Origin of the sequence: Jidongwangia harbinensis (assembly GCF_020216025.1) — a bacterium.
Taxonomy (GTDB): domain Bacteria; phylum Actinomycetota; class Actinomycetes; order Mycobacteriales; family Micromonosporaceae; genus Actinoplanes; species Actinoplanes harbinensis.
The window spans coordinates 211,804-227,564 of record NZ_JAIWNC010000010.1 but is presented as its reverse complement, the minus strand read 5'-3'; the positions used below and the strand labels follow the sequence as shown (position 1 = coordinate 227,564).

General features: G+C 72.7%; 13 protein-coding genes. 6 read left to right on the top strand and 7 right to left on the bottom strand.

What is annotated here, in order from left to right:
* Positions 1-108: 108 nt before the first annotated feature.
* A complete protein-coding gene (smpB, locus tag LDL48_RS15885; RefSeq protein ID WP_225255894.1) occupies positions 109-621 on the top strand; it encodes an SsrA-binding protein SmpB in 513 nt (170 codons plus the stop codon).
* On the opposite strand, the gene LDL48_RS15880 is transcribed toward smpB, so the two are convergent.
* Together LDL48_RS15880 and LDL48_RS15875 are read right to left on the bottom strand one after the other, a co-directional pair.
* Positions 596-2,284, bottom strand: coding sequence for a hypothetical protein (locus LDL48_RS15880; RefSeq protein WP_225255893.1), 1,689 nt, complete (start codon positions 2,282-2,284; stop codon positions 596-598). The two genes, smpB and LDL48_RS15880, sit on opposite strands and share 26 nt — an antisense overlap.
* Before the next feature lie 281 nt (positions 2,285-2,565).
* Entirely contained in the window at positions 2,566-3,684 is a 1,119-nt protein-coding gene (locus LDL48_RS15875) for a sugar ABC transporter substrate-binding protein (RefSeq protein WP_225255892.1), read from the bottom strand.
* Between the two features lie 270 nt (positions 3,685-3,954).
* Between LDL48_RS15875 and LDL48_RS15870 the strand changes: the two genes are divergently transcribed.
* The 4 genes from LDL48_RS15870 to LDL48_RS15855 all read left to right on the top strand — a co-directional run bounded on the left by LDL48_RS15870 (position 3,955) and on the right by LDL48_RS15855 (position 9,915).
* Positions 3,955-4,491 (top strand): TetR/AcrR family transcriptional regulator, encoded by a 537-nt coding sequence (locus LDL48_RS15870; protein WP_225255890.1) that lies wholly within the window; start codon positions 3,955-3,957, stop codon positions 4,489-4,491.
* Positions 4,492-4,513: 22 nt separating this feature from the next.
* On the top strand, positions 4,514-6,676 hold the full coding sequence (locus tag LDL48_RS15865; protein WP_225255889.1) for an MMPL family transporter: 2,163 nt from the start codon (positions 4,514-4,516) through the stop codon (positions 6,674-6,676).
* 45 nt (positions 6,677-6,721) lie between these two features.
* Entirely contained in the window at positions 6,722-7,468 is a 747-nt protein-coding gene (locus tag LDL48_RS15860) for an alanyl-tRNA editing protein (RefSeq protein ID WP_225255888.1), read from the top strand.
* A gap of 170 nt (positions 7,469-7,638) precedes the next feature.
* Positions 7,639-9,915, top strand: a complete 2,277-nt coding sequence (locus LDL48_RS15855; protein ID WP_225255887.1) for an Hsp70 family protein — start codon at positions 7,639-7,641, stop codon at positions 9,913-9,915.
* Between the two features lie 25 nt (positions 9,916-9,940).
* Here the strand turns inward: LDL48_RS15855 and LDL48_RS15850 are convergent, their stop codons facing one another.
* The 5 genes from LDL48_RS15850 to LDL48_RS15830 form a co-directional block, all read right to left on the bottom strand.
* The gene (locus tag LDL48_RS15850) at positions 9,941-10,273 is read right to left on the bottom strand and encodes a hypothetical protein (protein WP_225255886.1); all 333 of its coding nucleotides are present in this window, start codon (positions 10,271-10,273) and stop codon (positions 9,941-9,943) included.
* Positions 10,274-10,513: 240 nt separating this feature from the next.
* Positions 10,514-11,380, bottom strand: a complete 867-nt coding sequence (locus LDL48_RS15845; protein WP_225255885.1) for a carbohydrate ABC transporter permease — start codon at positions 11,378-11,380, stop codon at positions 10,514-10,516.
* On the bottom strand, positions 11,380-12,369 hold the full coding sequence (locus tag LDL48_RS15840) for a carbohydrate ABC transporter permease (protein WP_225255884.1): 990 nt from the start codon (positions 12,367-12,369) through the stop codon (positions 11,380-11,382). The genes LDL48_RS15845 and LDL48_RS15840 overlap by 1 nt, the downstream gene beginning before the upstream one ends.
* Positions 12,369-13,727: an ABC transporter substrate-binding protein gene (locus LDL48_RS15835; protein ID WP_225255883.1), complete on the bottom strand. Its 1,359-nt coding sequence runs from the start codon at positions 13,725-13,727 to the stop codon at positions 12,369-12,371. The genes LDL48_RS15840 and LDL48_RS15835 overlap by 1 nt, the downstream gene beginning before the upstream one ends.
* Before the next feature lie 129 nt (positions 13,728-13,856).
* Positions 13,857-14,456 (bottom strand): pyridoxamine 5'-phosphate oxidase family protein, encoded by a 600-nt coding sequence (locus tag LDL48_RS15830; protein ID WP_225255882.1) that lies wholly within the window; start codon positions 14,454-14,456, stop codon positions 13,857-13,859.
* A gap of 108 nt (positions 14,457-14,564) precedes the next feature.
* Here LDL48_RS15830 and lhgD point away from each other — a divergent pair, with 108 nt between their 5' ends.
* On the top strand, positions 14,565-15,758 hold the full coding sequence (lhgD, locus tag LDL48_RS15825; protein WP_225255880.1) for an L-2-hydroxyglutarate dehydrogenase: 1,194 nt from the start codon (positions 14,565-14,567) through the stop codon (positions 15,756-15,758).
* The last annotated feature ends 3 nt before the right edge of the window (positions 15,759-15,761 follow it).

Sequence of the window (15,761 nt, the reverse complement as noted above, 5' to 3'; positions counted from 1 at the left end):
AAGGATCTCTTCAGGACAGTCGGAGAGTAACCGCAACATCGGCGATCGTGGATGTCTCGATCGAATTGTTAACAGCCCTGATAAAAAGCGGTGTGAGACAGTGGGCCGGTGCCCCGCGAGACCGGTCAGAAGCTCATCGCCACGAACTCCAAGGCGCGTCACGACTACGCGATCCTCAAGACGTACGAGGCCGGGCTGGTGCTGGCCGGCACCGAGGTCAAGTCGTTGCGGGCCGGCTACGTCTCGATGCGGGACGCGTTCGCCGGGGAGCACGAGGGCGAACTGATGCTGTACGGCCTGCACATCGCCGAGTACGGCTTCGGCAGTTGGACCAACCACGCGCCGCGCCGTACCCGGAAACTGCTCCTGCGCCGGATCGAGATCGACCGCATCCGGGCCCAGTTGCGGGACGGCAACGGCCTCACCCTGGTGCCGCTCTCGCTGTACTTCGCGAACGGCTGGGCGAAGGTCGAACTGGGCCTGGCCCGTGGCCTCAGGTCGTACGACAAACGCCAGGTCCTGGCGGAACGGGACGCGAAGCGGGAGATCGCCCGCCAGCTCGGCCGGCACCTCAAGGGCCGGCCCCGCGAGGGCGCTAGCGGCGGCGCTCGGCGGCGGTGATCCGCTGGTCCACCCGGGCCACGTCGGCGGTCCGGCCGAGCCGGGCGTAGGTGGCGCGCAGGTTGCGCAGCAGCACGAGCTCCCGTTCCACGAACGTCGGCCGGACCACGTCCATCCCGGCCAGCAGCCCCAGCGCTTCCTCGTAGGCGGTCGCGGCGGCCGCCGGGCGGCCGCCGGCCAGGGCGTTGAGGGCCTGCCCGGCGCGCGCCTCGGCGGCGAACCACCGGGCCTGCCGGGCGCTGCCGGAGTCCAGCCGCGCGCCGTGGTACAACCGCGCCACCGCGCCGAACTCCGTCTCGGCCAGCGCCCAGCGGGGCGCCGCGCCGGCCAGGCTCAGGCACTGGTACGCCAGCCCGAGACCGAGCCGGGCCTTCATGTCGAGGAAGACCGCACGGGCCGGGTCGACCGTCGGGTCCATGGTCAGCGCCCGGCGGTAGTGCCCGATCGCCTCCTCCAGACGGGCCCGGTTGCGGTCGCCGGGCCGGCAGTGCGCGGTGGTCCGGGCGGTCTCGGCCAGGCCCATCTCCGCCCGCCGGTACCCCGGAGCGTCCTCGGCGGCCCGCCTGAAGTGCACCGCCGCGCGGGCCGGATCGGCGGCGCCGACGGTGTTGCCGAGCATCAGGTGCACGACCTCGCGCCGGATCCGGTGCCCACCGGGGCCGCGTTCGACGGTCGCCAGGATCCGGTCGGCCAGCTGGAACTGCTCCTCGGCGGCGGACAGTTCACCCCGGCCGTACGCGCCGAGCCCGCGGACGAACGCCACCACGGCGTCGAGGTAGTGGACCGTGCTCTCCGCGAGTTCCTCGTTGAGGCGCAGGTCGCCGTCGATCACGTCGGCCGGCTCGGTGAGGCCGAGCTTGTGCAGGCCGGCGAACTCCGGGGTCTCGCCGAGCGTCCGCTCCGCGATGAAGATCTCGATGGTCACGGTCAGGCCGTCGCCCGCCGCCCGGAAATCCGGCCGCAGGACCACGTCGGCGCCGTGCGCGCGGGCGACCTGCGCGAATCCGGCCTCGCCGTCGATCCGGCTGATCCGCTCGGGACCGCGGGTCCGCGCCGAGGGCGTCCGGGCCGACCAGGTCCGCAGCTCGCCGCGGATGGCCGCCTGCAGCCGCGGCGCGACGGCGGGCAACGGTCCGGGCCCGGACCAGCGGTAGGGCGCCAGCACGACGTTGAACAGACCGGTCATCGGCGGCGGTCCGGGCGCCACGCTGCCGGCGAGCGCGCACACCAGGGCCAGGGCGACGGCCGCGACCAGCAGCCGGCGGCCGGTCCGGCCGCGCCGGGCCGGTGGCACCGCCGGCCGCGCCGGGACGGCCACCGGCGGCGGGGTGGCGTCGTGCTCCGCCTCCGCGGCGGCGGCCCGGTCCCAGCGGACCCGCCACTGGGCGGACAGCCGCGACGCCTCCGCCTCGCGCCCGGCGTGGCGCAGGCACCCGGTGACGAACGCCCGGGTGGTCTCCCAGGTCGGCAGCCGGCGGCCGTTGGCCGCCTCGGACAGGGTTCCGGACGCGCAGTGCGAGAGCTCGCTCAGCACCCGGTAGGTGGGTCCGCCACACTCGGCCTTGAGGTCGCGCAACTGCTGCGCGAGCTCCCGCCGGTGCGGTGGCGCAGCCGGATCGAGCGGCGCTTCCTTCCGCCCCCGGCGGGGCGGCGCGTCCGGCATGTCAGTCCCCCCGGTTGGTGCCCCGGCGATCGGTCACGCACCCATGGTCGCCGAGCCTGGTGGAGCCGTCCGTGCTGGGTCAGGAATATGTCATCCGCTGTGGACGCCACCCCTGATCTGTTCGGGCCGCAGCCCCGAACAAACCCCGGACCTGCGGAAACATCCGCCATTGTTCGGCGTTCGGCGTCCGTGGTTCCGCCCGGCCCGGGCCCAGGTCACGCTGGTTGCCTGCCGGTCGCTGTACGGCATCAACGGGGGGCGGCCGACCGGGAGGACGCCGGCTACAGGCCGGCGTCCTCGCAGGCCTGGGCGAACTTGGGGGTACAGACCGCCTTCCGGTCGACGAAGCCGTCCTCGATGACCAGATTGATGTTGGTCTTGTCGATCGCGACCGGGTTCAGCTTGACGAACGGCACGTACGCCCCGGACTCGACGTCCTTCTGGCGGTCCAGCTCCTTGACGTCCGGCGTCTGGCCCTTGAACAGCGTGATGGCCAGTTTCGCGGCGGCCTCGGCCTCCGGCTTGATCGCCTTGTAGACGGTCATGCACTGGTCCCCGGCGAGGATGTTCTGCAGGCCCTGGACGCTGGCGTCCTGCCCGGTGACCGGAACCTTGCCGTTCAGCTTCTTCTTCTTGAGCACGTTGATCACCGCGTTGCCGAGGCCGTCGTTGGCGGCCAGCACACCCTCGATCTCCGGCTGCTGGTTCAGCATCTGCTGGAAGATGGTCGAGCCCACGCTGTCCTTCCAGTCCGGGACGGACTGGTCCGGGCCCTTGCGGTACACGGCGGCGTCGTACTTGGGCTGCAGCACCGAGTCGTACCCCCGCTTGAACTCGGTGGCGTTGTTGTCGGTGGGCGAGCCGTTGAGCTGGGCCACGACCGGGTTCTCGTAGCCCTTCTCGGTCAGGCACCGGACCAGGCCCTGCCCCTGCAGCACGCCGACCTGCCGGTTGTCGAAGCTGACGTAGTACTCGGCGCCGCCGTTGAGCGTCAGCCGGTCGTAGTCGATGGTCTTGACCCCGGCCGCCTTGGCCCGGTCCAGCGCGGCCTTGCCGGACACCGCGTCCAGGGCGACGATGATCAGCACCTTGGCGCCGCTGGAGATCATGCTCTCGGCCAGCGCCACGAACCGCTCGCGGCTGCCCTCGGCGTTCTGGATGTCGACCGGCACCCCGGCGGCGTCGAACGCCGCCTTGAGGAACTTCGGGTCGTCGGTTCCCCACCGCTGGGTGTCGCGGTCCGGCATGATCACGCCGACCTTCGCCGGTCCCCCGTTGGTCGTGGTGGTGTTGCCGCCGCCGTCGTTCCCGCCGCTGTCCCCTCCGTCGTCGGTGCAGGCAGTCAGGCTGCCGGTGGCGAGCATGCCGAACGCGGCGAGGGCGGCCATTGCCTTACGCATCGCGGGGGTCCTCTCGGGGCGAGGTGGGGTGCGTCGAGGCTGGCGGTGCCTCGAGCCGGTGCCAACATACGTCGTGCCGGTTGCCTCGTCGCCGGGTAGATCGAGGTCCGGTGCAATTCATGACCGAACAGTGGATTCGCGCCCACCGACTGTCATACGGCCCACACGAGCGGTGACGAAATGCCTGGTGGGAGCGCATGTGGTGTGACGAATCCAACAATCTGACCGATCGGCCAGCTTCTGACCGATCGGTCAGACACAGTGATAATCATGGCCCGCTCCAAGACCCGCGACGAGATCCTGTCCGTCGCCGCCCGGCAGTTCGCCGCCGCCGGCTTCAAGGGCACCTCGTTGCAGACCATCGCGGACGAGGTCGGCTGCTCCAAGGCGACGGTGCTCTACCACTTCGACAGCAAGGACGCGATCCTGGTCGCGCTCATCGCCCCGGCCGGCCAGGACCTGGCCGCGCTGACCGCCCGGCTCTCCACCCTCGACGCGGACGCCGCCCGGGACGCCGCCATCGAGGGCTTCGCGGAACTGGTGGTGCGGTACCGGGGCGAGGTGGCGCTGATCTTCGATCAGATGCTGAGCATCTTCGACCTGCCCGCCTTCGAGCCGCTGTGGCCCGACTTCGAGACGCTGCACCACGCGTTCGCCGGCTGGTCGTCCGACCCCGACGAGCTGCTGCTCGCGGAGGTGATGCTGGCCGGCATCTCGTCCGTGGTGCTCAACCACCCGGACGACGAACTACCCACCCTGCGGGACGCGGTCGCCCGCGTGGCCCGCCGAGCCCTCACCTCCCGATAACACCCCTCTACAGGAGAAACCCATGGCAACCCTGCTGTACCGCCTCGGCCGGGCATCGTTCCGGCGCCGGGGACTCGTGGTCGTGCTGTGGCTGGTGGCGCTCGTCGCCCTGGGCGTGGCCGCGGCCGCGTTCCGTGGTCCCAGTTCGAGCGACTTCTCCATCCCGGGCACCGAGTCACAGCGGGCGATCGACACGCTGCGGCAGGAATTCCCCGAGGCCAGCGGCGCGACCGGCACGATCGTCGTGGTGGCGCCGCCCGGCCGCCAGCTGGCCGCGGACCGGGCCGTGGTGGGCCAGCTGGTACGCGAGGCGTCCACCCTGCCCGGCGTGGTCGGCGCGGTGGACCCGTTCCAGTCGCGGTCGGTGTCCCCGGACGGCCGGTACGCGCTCGTCCAGGTGCAGTTCGCCGAGCAGTCGGATGCGGTGACCGAGGAACAGCGGGCCGCGTACGAACGCACCGGCGCCGCCGCCGAAGCCGCCGGCCTGCAGGTCGCGCACGGCGGTGAGGTGATGAGCGCCGCGCCGGAGGTCGGCGGCGGCGAGGCCATCGGCGTCGTGGTCGCGTTGATCGTCCTGTTCCTCACGTTCGGCTCGCTGGTGTCCGCCGGGATGACCATGCTGAACGCCCTGATCGGCGTCGCCGCCGGCATGGCCGGCCTGTTCGCGCTCAGCAGCGTGGTGGAGCTGACCAGCACCGCACCGGTGCTCGCGCTGATGCTGGGCCTCGCGGTCGGCATCGACTACTCGCTGTTCATCACGTCCCGCCACCGGCAGAACCTGCTGGGCGGTGTGGACCCGGAGGAGTCCGCCGGGCGGGCGGTCGGCACCGCCGGCTCCGCGGTCGTGTTCGCCGGCATCACCGTGATCATCGCCCTGGCCGGCCTGTCCGTGGTCAACATCCCGTTCCTCACCGTGATGGGCCTGGCCGCCGCCGGCACGGTCGCGGTGGCGGTGCTGGTGGCGATCACGCTGCTGCCCGCGCTGCTCGGCTTCGTCGGCCTCCGCGTGCTGCCGCGCCGGCGGCGGGCGAACCCGGTGGCGGACACCGGCCGGCCGTTCGGCGCCCGCTGGGCCGAGATCGTCATCCGGCTGCGCGTACCGGTGCTCCTGGTCGGCGTGCTCGGACTCGGCGCGCTCGCCATCCCGGCCGCCGACATGCGGGTCGCGCTGCCGGACGCGAGCACCAGCCCGGTCGGCTCGCCGGAGCGTGCGGCCAGCGACCTGATCACCGCCGGGTTCGGCCCGGGCTTCACCGGCCGGCTCGCGCTGGTGGTCACGTCCGACGCGCCGCAGACCACGGCACGGATCGCCACCGAGGTCACCGCGGCCCTGCAGGGCACGCCGGACCTGATCGCGGTCAGCCCGCCGACGCCCAGCCGGGACCAGCGCACCGCCCTGCTCGCGGTGATCCCGCGGACCGGGCCCACCGACGACGCCACCGAGACGCTGGTGCACGAGATCCGGGACCGGGTGGCCCGGTTCGACGGCGTGGCGCTGACCGGCGCGACGGCGGTCGGCATCGACGTCTCCGCCAAGCTCTCCGACGCCATGCCGATCTACCTGCTGCTCGTGGTCGGGCTCTCGGTGCTGCTGCTGATGCTGGTGTTCCGGTCCATCCTGGTGCCGGTGAAGGCGGCCCTGGGCTTCCTGCTCACGGTCGGCGCCACGTTCGGCCTCACCGTCCTGGTCTTCCAGCAGGGGCACCTGGCCGGCGCGGTCGGCCTGGACACGCCCGGGCCACTGGTCAGCTTCCTGCCCATCCTGATGATCGGCATCCTGTTCGGACTCGCCATGGACTACGAGGTGTTCCTGGTCTCCCGGATGCGGGAGGACTTCGTGCACGGCGACACGCCCCGGCAGGCCACCGTCAACGGCATGGCGCACGGCGCCCGGGTCGTCACCGCGGCCGCGCTGATCATGACTGCCGTCTTCGCCGGCTTCATCCTGATCGACGATCCGGTGATCAAGTCCATGGGCTTCGCACTGGCGGTCGGCGTCGCGATCGACGCGTTCGTGGTCCGGATGACGCTGGTCCCGGCGGCGATGTCGCTGCTCGGCCGCGCCGCCTGGTGGCTGCCGCGCCCCCTGGACCGGGTGCTGCCCAACGTCGACATCGAGGGCGAGGGTCTGCGGCACCACCTGGCCGGTGCCGAGGAGTCCGGCCGCGACCCGGTCCGGGTCTGAACGCGGCGGGAGTCTACCCACGCGGTGCGTGCGTAGACTCCCGCCATGGCGTTCGAGCAGCACGGACACACGCACCGGCTGGACTGGGTCGACCCGACCCTGCGCGAGTGGGACTGCACCGTGGTGTGGTCCGACCCGGCCGACCCGGAGGCCGGCGTGGTCCTCGACCGGTCCGCGTTCTACCCGGGCGGCGGGGGCCAGCCGCCGGACCACGGGGTGCTGCTCTGGCAGGGCGTACAGACCCAGATCGTGGACACCCGCAAGCGCGACGAGCTGTACCTGGTCCCGGCGCCCGGTGACCCGGTGCCGCCGGTGGGCACCAGCGTGCGCGGCGCGATCGACGACGGCCGCCGGAGCAGCCTCATGCGGACCCACTCCGGCCTGCACATCCTCTGCGGCACCGTGTTCCGCGACTTCGGCGCGCTGGTGACCGGCGGCAACATGCAGCCCGGCGAGGCCCGGATGGACTTCAACCTGCCCGAGGTGCCGCCCGGCTTCAAGCAGGCCCTCGAGGACGCGGTGAACGCGGAGATCGCCGCCGACCGCAAGATCGTCGCGCGGGTGCTGCCCCGGGAGGAGGCCCTGGCCATCCCGGACCTGGTCCGCACGCAGGACGCGCTGCCGCCGCTGGAGATGCCGGAGATCCGGGTGGTCGACATCGTCGGTCTGGACGTGCAGGCCGACGGCGGCACGCACGTCGCCTCGACCGCCCAGGTCGGTCACGTGCTGGTGCAGAAGGTGGAGAGCAAGGGCCGGCAGAACCGCCGGGTCCGGATCCGCCTCACGCCGTAGCGCCGCCGGCCCCGGATCCGCCTCACGCCTAGGCCGGCCCCGGCGAGCTACCGGTGACCGGCGGCACGGCCGCCGCACTCTGCACCTGTTGGTGCCCGTTTGGCCATGTTGGGCCGGTCCGGACCGGTCTACCGTGCCGGGCGGGGAGCCAATCCTGCAGGGAGCGTGGCATGCAGTACGCGCTCGGTGTCGACCTCGGGACCACCTACACCGCGGCGGCCGTGTACCTCGACGGCCGGGTGGAGATGGTGCCGCTCGGGGTCCGGCACGCCGAGATGCCGTCGCTGATCTACCAATCGGCGGACGGCCGCACGATCGTGGGCGAGAGCGCGGAACGCCACGGGTTGTCCGACCCGGCCCGGCTGGTACGCGAGGTGAAGCGCCGCCTCGGTGACCCGGTGTCGCTGCTGGTCGGCGGCACACCGTACTCGGCGCACGCCCTGCTCGCCCGGCTGCTGCGGCACGTGCTGGACACGGTGACGGCGCGCCACGACGCCCCGCCGGCCCGGGTGGTGGTGACGCACCCGGCGAACTGGGGACCGTACAAGCGGGAACAGCTCGACCAGGTCTTCCGCGGCGCCGGCCGGACCGACGTCCGGACCGTCACCGAGCCGGAGGCGGCGGCGATCCACCTCGGGTCCACCGAGCGGGTGCCGCCCGGGCAGGTGATCGGCGTGTACGACCTGGGCGGCGGCACGTTCGACGCGGCGGTGCTGCGGCGCACCGGCGACCGCTACGCGATGCTGGGCACGCCCGAGGGCATCGAACAGCTCGGCGGCGCGGACTTCGACGACGCGGTGTTCGGCCACGTTGCCGGCGTGCTGGGCAGTGCGATGTCCGGCCTGGACCTCGAGGCGGAGGACGTCCGCGCGGCGCTGGCCCGGCTGCGCCGCGAGTGCGTCGAGGGCAAGGAGGCGCTGTCCTACGACACCTCGGTGGACATCGGCGTGGCGCTGCCCGGGCTGCACACCCGGGTGCGGCTGGTGCGCGCGGAGTTCGAGGGCCTGATCGGGCCGGCGCTCGACGACACGGTCCGCGCGATGCGGCGGGCACTGGACTCCGCCGGGGTCGCCCCGGACCGGATCCTGCTCAGCGGCGGTTCCTCCCGGATTCCGTTGGTGGCGCAGGTCCTGACCGCGGCCTTCGACCGCCCGGTGGCGCTGGATCCGCATCCGGAGCACAGTGTCGCGCTGGGCGCGGCCCGGCTGGCGGGCCGCGACCTGGCCACGACAGGAACCACCGCTCCCCCACCCGGCAGCGCGGGCTCCGGCGCATCGCCCCGGCCCGGCCCGCCGGCGGCCGCCGTCCCACCCAGCCACGCGGCCACCATCACCGCCGACACCCCCATCTCCCCGCCCGGCCCCGCGACCCCCACCCCACCCGGCAAGACCGACCCCACCGCAGCCGGCAATCCCCCCACACCCGGCCCCACTCCATCCGGCCCCACTCCACCCAGCACCACTCCATCCGGCACCACTCCACCCGGCACCACTCCATCCGGCCCCACTCCACCCAGCACCACTCCATCCGGCACCACTCCATCCGGCACCACTCCACCCGGCACCACTCCACCCGGCACCACTCCACCCGGCGGCGCGGCCGCCACTCCGCCCCGCAGCGCGGCCGCCGCTCCACCCGGCACCGCCGCCACCGCTCCACTTGGCCATGCCGGCATCCGGTCGACGACGGCCGAGATGCCCGCGGTTCGCGGAGTGGCGAGCGTGCCGCCGCCTCCCGCGGCCCGCCGCCCCGGCAGCGACGTCGAGGAGCCGGCCGAGGACGACCCGGCCCGGGCCAGGACCCGCCGGCGTCTCCTCGTCGCGGGCGCGTTCTTCGCCGTGGTGGTGTCGACCGGCGCCACCGCCTGGGCCCTGCAGTCCGACAACCCCGGACCGGGCGACGGCGACGACGGCGAGCGGGTCACCACGGCCGGCTCGGCGGCGGTCCGCACGTCGGCCACGCCCGGGGTGGTCGGGACGCTGCAGTCGTCGCCCGTACCCTCGCGGTCGTCGCGGACCCCGGCCGACGACCGGCTGAGCGTGTCCGTCCGCCTCTCCGCCGAGCGCACCTCCACCGACGAGGCGTGCGACGGCTTCGACGGGCTTCCGGTCCGGGCCCGGATCAGCGCCGACCGGCCGGCGGCGGTCCGGTTCCGCTGGCACGACGACAGCGGCACGTTGCACGAGGACGGCGTGGGGTTCACCGGCGCGGACCGGCGCACCGTCGACTACCGCTACGGCCACGGGCTGGCGCCGGGCGAGTCGGTGTCGGCCGACCTCAGGATCACCGTCACGTCACCGGCCGGCAGCGTGTCGAAGTCGATCCGGCTCTCGCTGTCCTGCCCGGGACCGACGGAACCGCCGCCGCCCGATCCGAACCCCAGCAAGCCGAACACCAGCCCGGCGGTCGATCCGGACCCGTCACTGCCGCCCGCCGACGAGGACTGACCCGGCAGGGCCGGCGGCCGACGTGCTACCGGGCACGTCGCCGGGGAGCCGCGCGCGCCGCCGGGTTCCGGCGCACCGCGGCCGGTGCCCGACCGCCGTCCAGGTGCGAGAACGCCCACGCCGCCTGTGCCACCCGGCCCGACAGGACGCCGAGCCGGGCACCTTCCCGGACGTGTTCGGCCCAGTCGATCGTCCGCACGTGGTCCGAGGCGTGGGCCGGCGGCCGGTACACGTCGAGGGTCTCGGCGGCCGCCAGCCGCTGCTGCCGGGCCTCCGCGGCGAGCAGGCCGCGGACCCGGCCGGCGGTGGCGGAAGCGACCCGGTCGGGCACCGTGACGGAAACGGCCCGATCAGGCACCGTGACGGAAACGGCCCGATCAGGCACCGTGACGGAAACGGCCCGATCAGGCACCGTGACGGAAACGGCCCGATCAGGCACCGTGACGGAAACGGCCCGATCAGGCACCGTGGCGGGCAACCACGCGGCCTGCCGTCGGCGCCGCCGGGCGGCCGGGTCGTTCTGCGTCGCCATGTCTGCGTCCCTCCTCGCACCGGTCCTCCCCGAACGACGGAACGCACGGCGATCGGTTCACCGATCTCAGCCCTTGTCCGCGCCCGCGGTCAGTCCCTCGGTGAGCAGCCGCTCGGCGGCGAAGAACAACGCCACGATCGGCAGCGTGAGCACCACCGAGCCGGCCATCAGCACGGTCTTGCTGACCTCGATGCCGCCGGAGAGCTGGGCCAGCCCGAGCGACACCGTCCAGTCCGCCCGGTCCTCGACCAGGAACAGCAGCGCGAACAGGAACTCGTTCCAGGCGATCATGAAGACGTACAGCGCGTTCGCCATGACCGCGGGCGCGGCCAGCGGCAGGATCACCTTGCGGATGGTCTGCAGCCGGGTGTAGCCGTCGACCGCGGCCGCCTCCTCCAGGCTGATCGGGATCGTGGACAGGTAGTTGCGCAGCATGTAGATGGAGACCGGCAGGGTCTGCGCGATGTAGACGATGGTCAGCCCGAACAGCGAGCCGCGCAGGCCGAGCCGGGTGAACAGCACGAACAGCGGGATGGCGAGCAGGATCGAGGGGAACAGGTACACCGCCAGGAACAGGAAGTGCACCTGGCGCCGGCCGGTGAAACGCAGCCGGGTGACGGCGTACGCGCCGGGGATGCTGACCACCAGGGTGAGCACCGTGGCGGCCACCGAGACGATCGCGGAGTTCGCCAGGAACCGCAGGAAGCCCTGCCCGCCGCGGGACGTGGGCGTCAGCACCTCGCGGTAGGTCTGCACGGTCCACTCGGCCGGGCCGGCCCAGATCCGGCCGGGATTCTGCAGCACCTCGTCGATCGGCCGCAGCGACAGCAGCAGCATGTAGTAGAACGGGAACAGCGTCACCACCACGAGGCCCGCGATGATCACCCAGCGCAGGACGCCGAACACCCGTGTCTCGACGGTGGCCCGGTCCATCACTCGTCGTCCCCTTCCACCCGGGGGGCCAGATAGCGCAGGTAGACCACCAGCAGGGCGACCAGGCCGAGCGCCAGCACCAGCGCCTGCGCGGACGCGGCGCCGATGTCGAAGCGGGCGGTGAGGTACTCGTACACCCGGACGCTGACCACCTCGGTGCCGGCGCCGCCGCCGGTGAGCAGGTAGACGTCGTCGAACTTGTTGAAGGTCATGATGAACCGCAGCACGGTGAGCAGCGCGATCACCGGGCCCAGCTGGGGCAGCAGGATGTGCCGGAACGTCTGGGTGGGCGCGGCGCCGTCGACCAGCGCGGCCTCCTCCAGCTCGCGGGGCACCGCCTGCAGCCGGGCGAGCAGGAACAGGAACGCGAACGGGAAGTACCGCCAGGCCTCGAACGCGATGACGGTGAGCAGCGCCAGCGGTACGTCCACCTCGGCGCCGAACAGCGACACGGTGTACTCGCGCTGGCTGAGGAACGCGATCGGCCGGTCCCAGCCGAGGAACCGCACGCCCCAGTCGTTGGCCAGGCCGAACTGCGGGCTGAGCAGGATCTCCCAGACGAACGTGACGGCCACGACCGGGGCCACGTACGGCAGCAGCACCGACGCCCGGACCAGCGTGCGCCCGCGGAACGCACCACGCAGCGCGAGCGCGGCGACCAGGCCGAACCCGATCGACAGGACGGTGGCGCCGACCGTGTAGACCAGCGTGGTCCACAGCGAGGACCAGAAGCCCGGCGAGGTCAGCACCAGCTCCAGGTTGGCCAGCGTGTACTGGCCGAACACCCCGGCCCGGCGCACGTTGATCAGCCGGATCCGCTGGAAGGCCAGCATGACCGTCCACAGGATCGGCAGCACCACGACGACCAGGACGACGATCAACGTCGGCGACAGGTACGCCAGCCCGGCCCGGTTCTCCCTCTGCCGGCGGGTCGGCGGGCGGCGTCCGGGCGGCGCCCCGGCCGACCGGGGTTCGCGGGTGGCGACCACTACTCGAGCGACTTCTGGATCGTCCGCACGTCCTCGGCGGCCCGTTTCGCGGCGCCGGCCGCGTCGAGTTCCCCCGAGGTCAGCGCGTTGATCGCCTTCGGTACCGGCAGCTCGCTCAGCGTCGCGCCGACCAGCTCGCCCTGTTTCTGCGGGAACCCCCACCGCTGGAACGAGTCCGGGCTCTTCTGCAGTGCGCTGATCACGTCCGCGGGATAGACGTCGCCGAGCGGCTTCTTGGTGTCCACGCCGGCCGGCAGGTCGTTCCAGGCGGTGGTGAACTTGTCGGCGTCCTCGGCGGTCCCCTTGCGCACCGGGAACTTGCCCTCCGGCGCGATGCCCAGCCACTGCGGGTAGCCCTCGTTCATCATGTACGTGGTGAACCGGCGCGCCGCCTCGGTGTCGCCACCACCCTTGGTGATCGCCCAGCTGGTGATCTCGCCGAACTGGGCGGGCCGGCCGCCGGGGCCGGAGACCGCGGTGACCACGCCGCTGTTCTTGGCGAGGAACTCCTTGTCGCCGCGGCACGGTCCGCAGGTCGGCAGCGCGTCGCTGCGCAGCCCGGCCATCTCGTCCAGCAGGAACGACGACCACACCACCATGGCCGCCTTGCCGGAGAAGTAGGTGGCGCGGGTGGTGTCGACGTCCTGCGCGCCCGGCACCGAGAAGTCCCGGATCAGGTCGCCGTACAGCTGGAACGCCGCCACGCACGGCGGGGTGTCCAGGGTGACGGTCTTGTTGGCGTCGACCAGCTGGCAGTTGTTGCCCAGCGCCAGCGTCTCGAACGTCTGGGCGGTGAACGCGTCGTTCGGCACGGTGGCCATGCTGATGCCGGCCACGCCCTTGGTGTTGAGCCGCTGGGCGGCCTGCCGGATCCGGTCGTAGGTGTCCGGTGCGGGCAGCCCGGCCGCGTCGAACAGGTCCTTGCGGTAGAACAGCAGCTGCGCCCAGCCGTCCGAGGGCACCGCCAGCTGCCGGCCGTCCTGGCCGGTCAGCTCCAGCGCGCGGGCGGAGAACGTGCCGGCGCCGAGTCCGTCCACGACGGCCTTGGCGGCGTCCGTGTCGACCAGGTCGTTGGTGGACATCTGCGCGACCGCGGCGAGCGGCAGCGCGCCGACCACGTCGGGCAGCGTGCCGGCCGCGGCGGCGGAGGTGATCAGGCTGCTGAACTGGTTCTCGTCGGTCGCCACGATCTTGACCTTGATGCCGGTGGCGGCGGTGAACCGGTCGGCGATGGCCTGGGTGGCCTGGACCCGGTCGGTCTGGTTCTCCAGGCTCCACACCGTGAGGGTGCCGTCGCCGCCGCCCTGGTCGTCGTCGCCGCACGCGGCGAGGGTGGGCGCCGCGAGGAGGGCGGTCACCGCCCCCAGTGCCAGTCGTCTCCGGTGTCCGCCCCGATCGATCCTCACGAGATGTCCTCTCGATCACGCATCGATGAACTTCTTCACCAGATCACACCAAGCGCGATCGATCGCCGCAACCGGAGACGATCAGGTGGCGGCCGGGACGGACGTGCCGAAGTAGTCGCTGCGGCGCGGTCCGGCCGCGTGGGCGAGGTGCCGGCGGTCGCCGGAGTGCCGGTACAGCCGGGGAATGTGCTTGGCGCAGTGGATGTACGCCTCCTCCACATCGGCCACCACCCACTGCTCGGGCCGCCGGCCGGGCAGCTCGTCCGCGGGCAGGCCCGCCTGCCACGCGCGGACCACGCCGTCGTCGATCAGCGCCGCGCGTCCGTTGACGTGCAGGCCGATCACGTCCTGCACGAAGTCCACGAACAGCAGGCCGACGTGCGGGTTCTCCAGCAGGTTGCCGCGGCTGGCCAGCACGCCGTTGCCGCGGTACTCCGGCCAGGCCAGCCGGTGCGGGCCGAGCACCCGGACGAAGCCGGGCGGGCCGGCCCGGAGCGTGCTGTCGCAGGCGCCGCGGGCGTCGCTGGTGGCCACGAACATCATGTCCTGGGCGGTGATGAACTCGCGCATCCGGTCGTTGAGGTGGTCCAGCACCTGACGCTGGTAGAACTGCTCGGCGCGCTCCCGGCTGCCGAGCCGTTCCTGCAGACGACGCTCGCCCGACATGTCTTCATCCGGCATGGACTACTCCTTCACGGAGGTCGACAGACCCGCAACGTATCGCACCGTCATCGATTCGTCACGCTGGGTGCAAGTTGCACGTACGCGGAGCCGACCTAGAATTCCGGCATGCCCGCCGGCCCGCCCCGCATCGGCGTGATCGGCGCCGGCATCATCGGGCTGGCCGTCGCCCGCCGGTTGTCCGGGCACGCCGAGGTGACCGTGCTCGACAAGGAGGACCGGGTCGGCGCCCACCAGACCGGGCACAACAGCGGAGTGGCGCACGCCGGGCTCTACTATCCGCCCGGATCGCTGAAGGCGGCACTGTGCCGACGCGGAGTCACCCTGCTCCGGGCGTACTGCACGGAGCGTGACCTGCCGTACGTGACGTGCGGCAAGGTGGTCGTGGCACGGGACGGCACCGAGGCGGACCGGCTGGCGGAGATCGAACGACGGGCCCGGGCGAACGGCGTACCGGACCTGCGCCGGCTGGACGCCGACCGGCTGCGCGACGTCGAGCCGCACACCCGGGGCGTGGCCGCGCTGCACTCGCCGCGTACCGCCATCGTGGATTTCGGCGCGGTGGCCCGGGCCTTCGCCGGTGACCTCCGCGCCGGCGCCCTGCGGCTCGGTTTCCCGGTCGCGGCGATCCGCCGTGGCCCGCGTTCGGCGGTGGTCCGGTCCGCGGCCGACGAGGAACTGGAGTTCGACACGGTGATCGTCTGCGCCGGCCTGCACAGTGACCGGGTGAGCCGGCTCGCCGGCGACTCCCCCGGTCCGGCGATCGTGCCGTTCCGCGGCGAGTACCACCGCCTGGTCGCGAACCGTACGCACCTGGTGCGCGGCCTGATCTATCCGGTGCCCGACCCGCGGTATCCGTTCCTCGGCGTCCACCTCACCCGCCGGGTCGACGGCACCGTGGACGTGGGCCCGAACGCGGTGCTCGCGCTGGCCCGGGAGGGCTACCGCTGGGGTACGGTCGCCCCCGGCGACCTGTGGCAGACCCTGCGGTGGCCCGGCTTCCGGCGGATGGCCCGCACCCATTGGCGCACCGGGGTACGCGAACTGCACGGCAGCCTGTCCCGGCGGGCGTTCGTGGCGGCGGCGCGCCGCTACGTGCCGGAGCTGACCGTGGCGGACGTGGAACCCGCCGGGGCGGGCGTGCGGGCACAGGCGGTGGACGCGGACGGCACGCTGGTCGACGACTTCCGGATCCACCGGCTCGGCCCGGTGGTGACCGTCCGTAACGCGCCCTCGCCGGCCGCCACGTCGTCGCTGGCCATCGCCGACCATCTCGCCGACCAGCTGGCCGACCGGCTCTGAGCC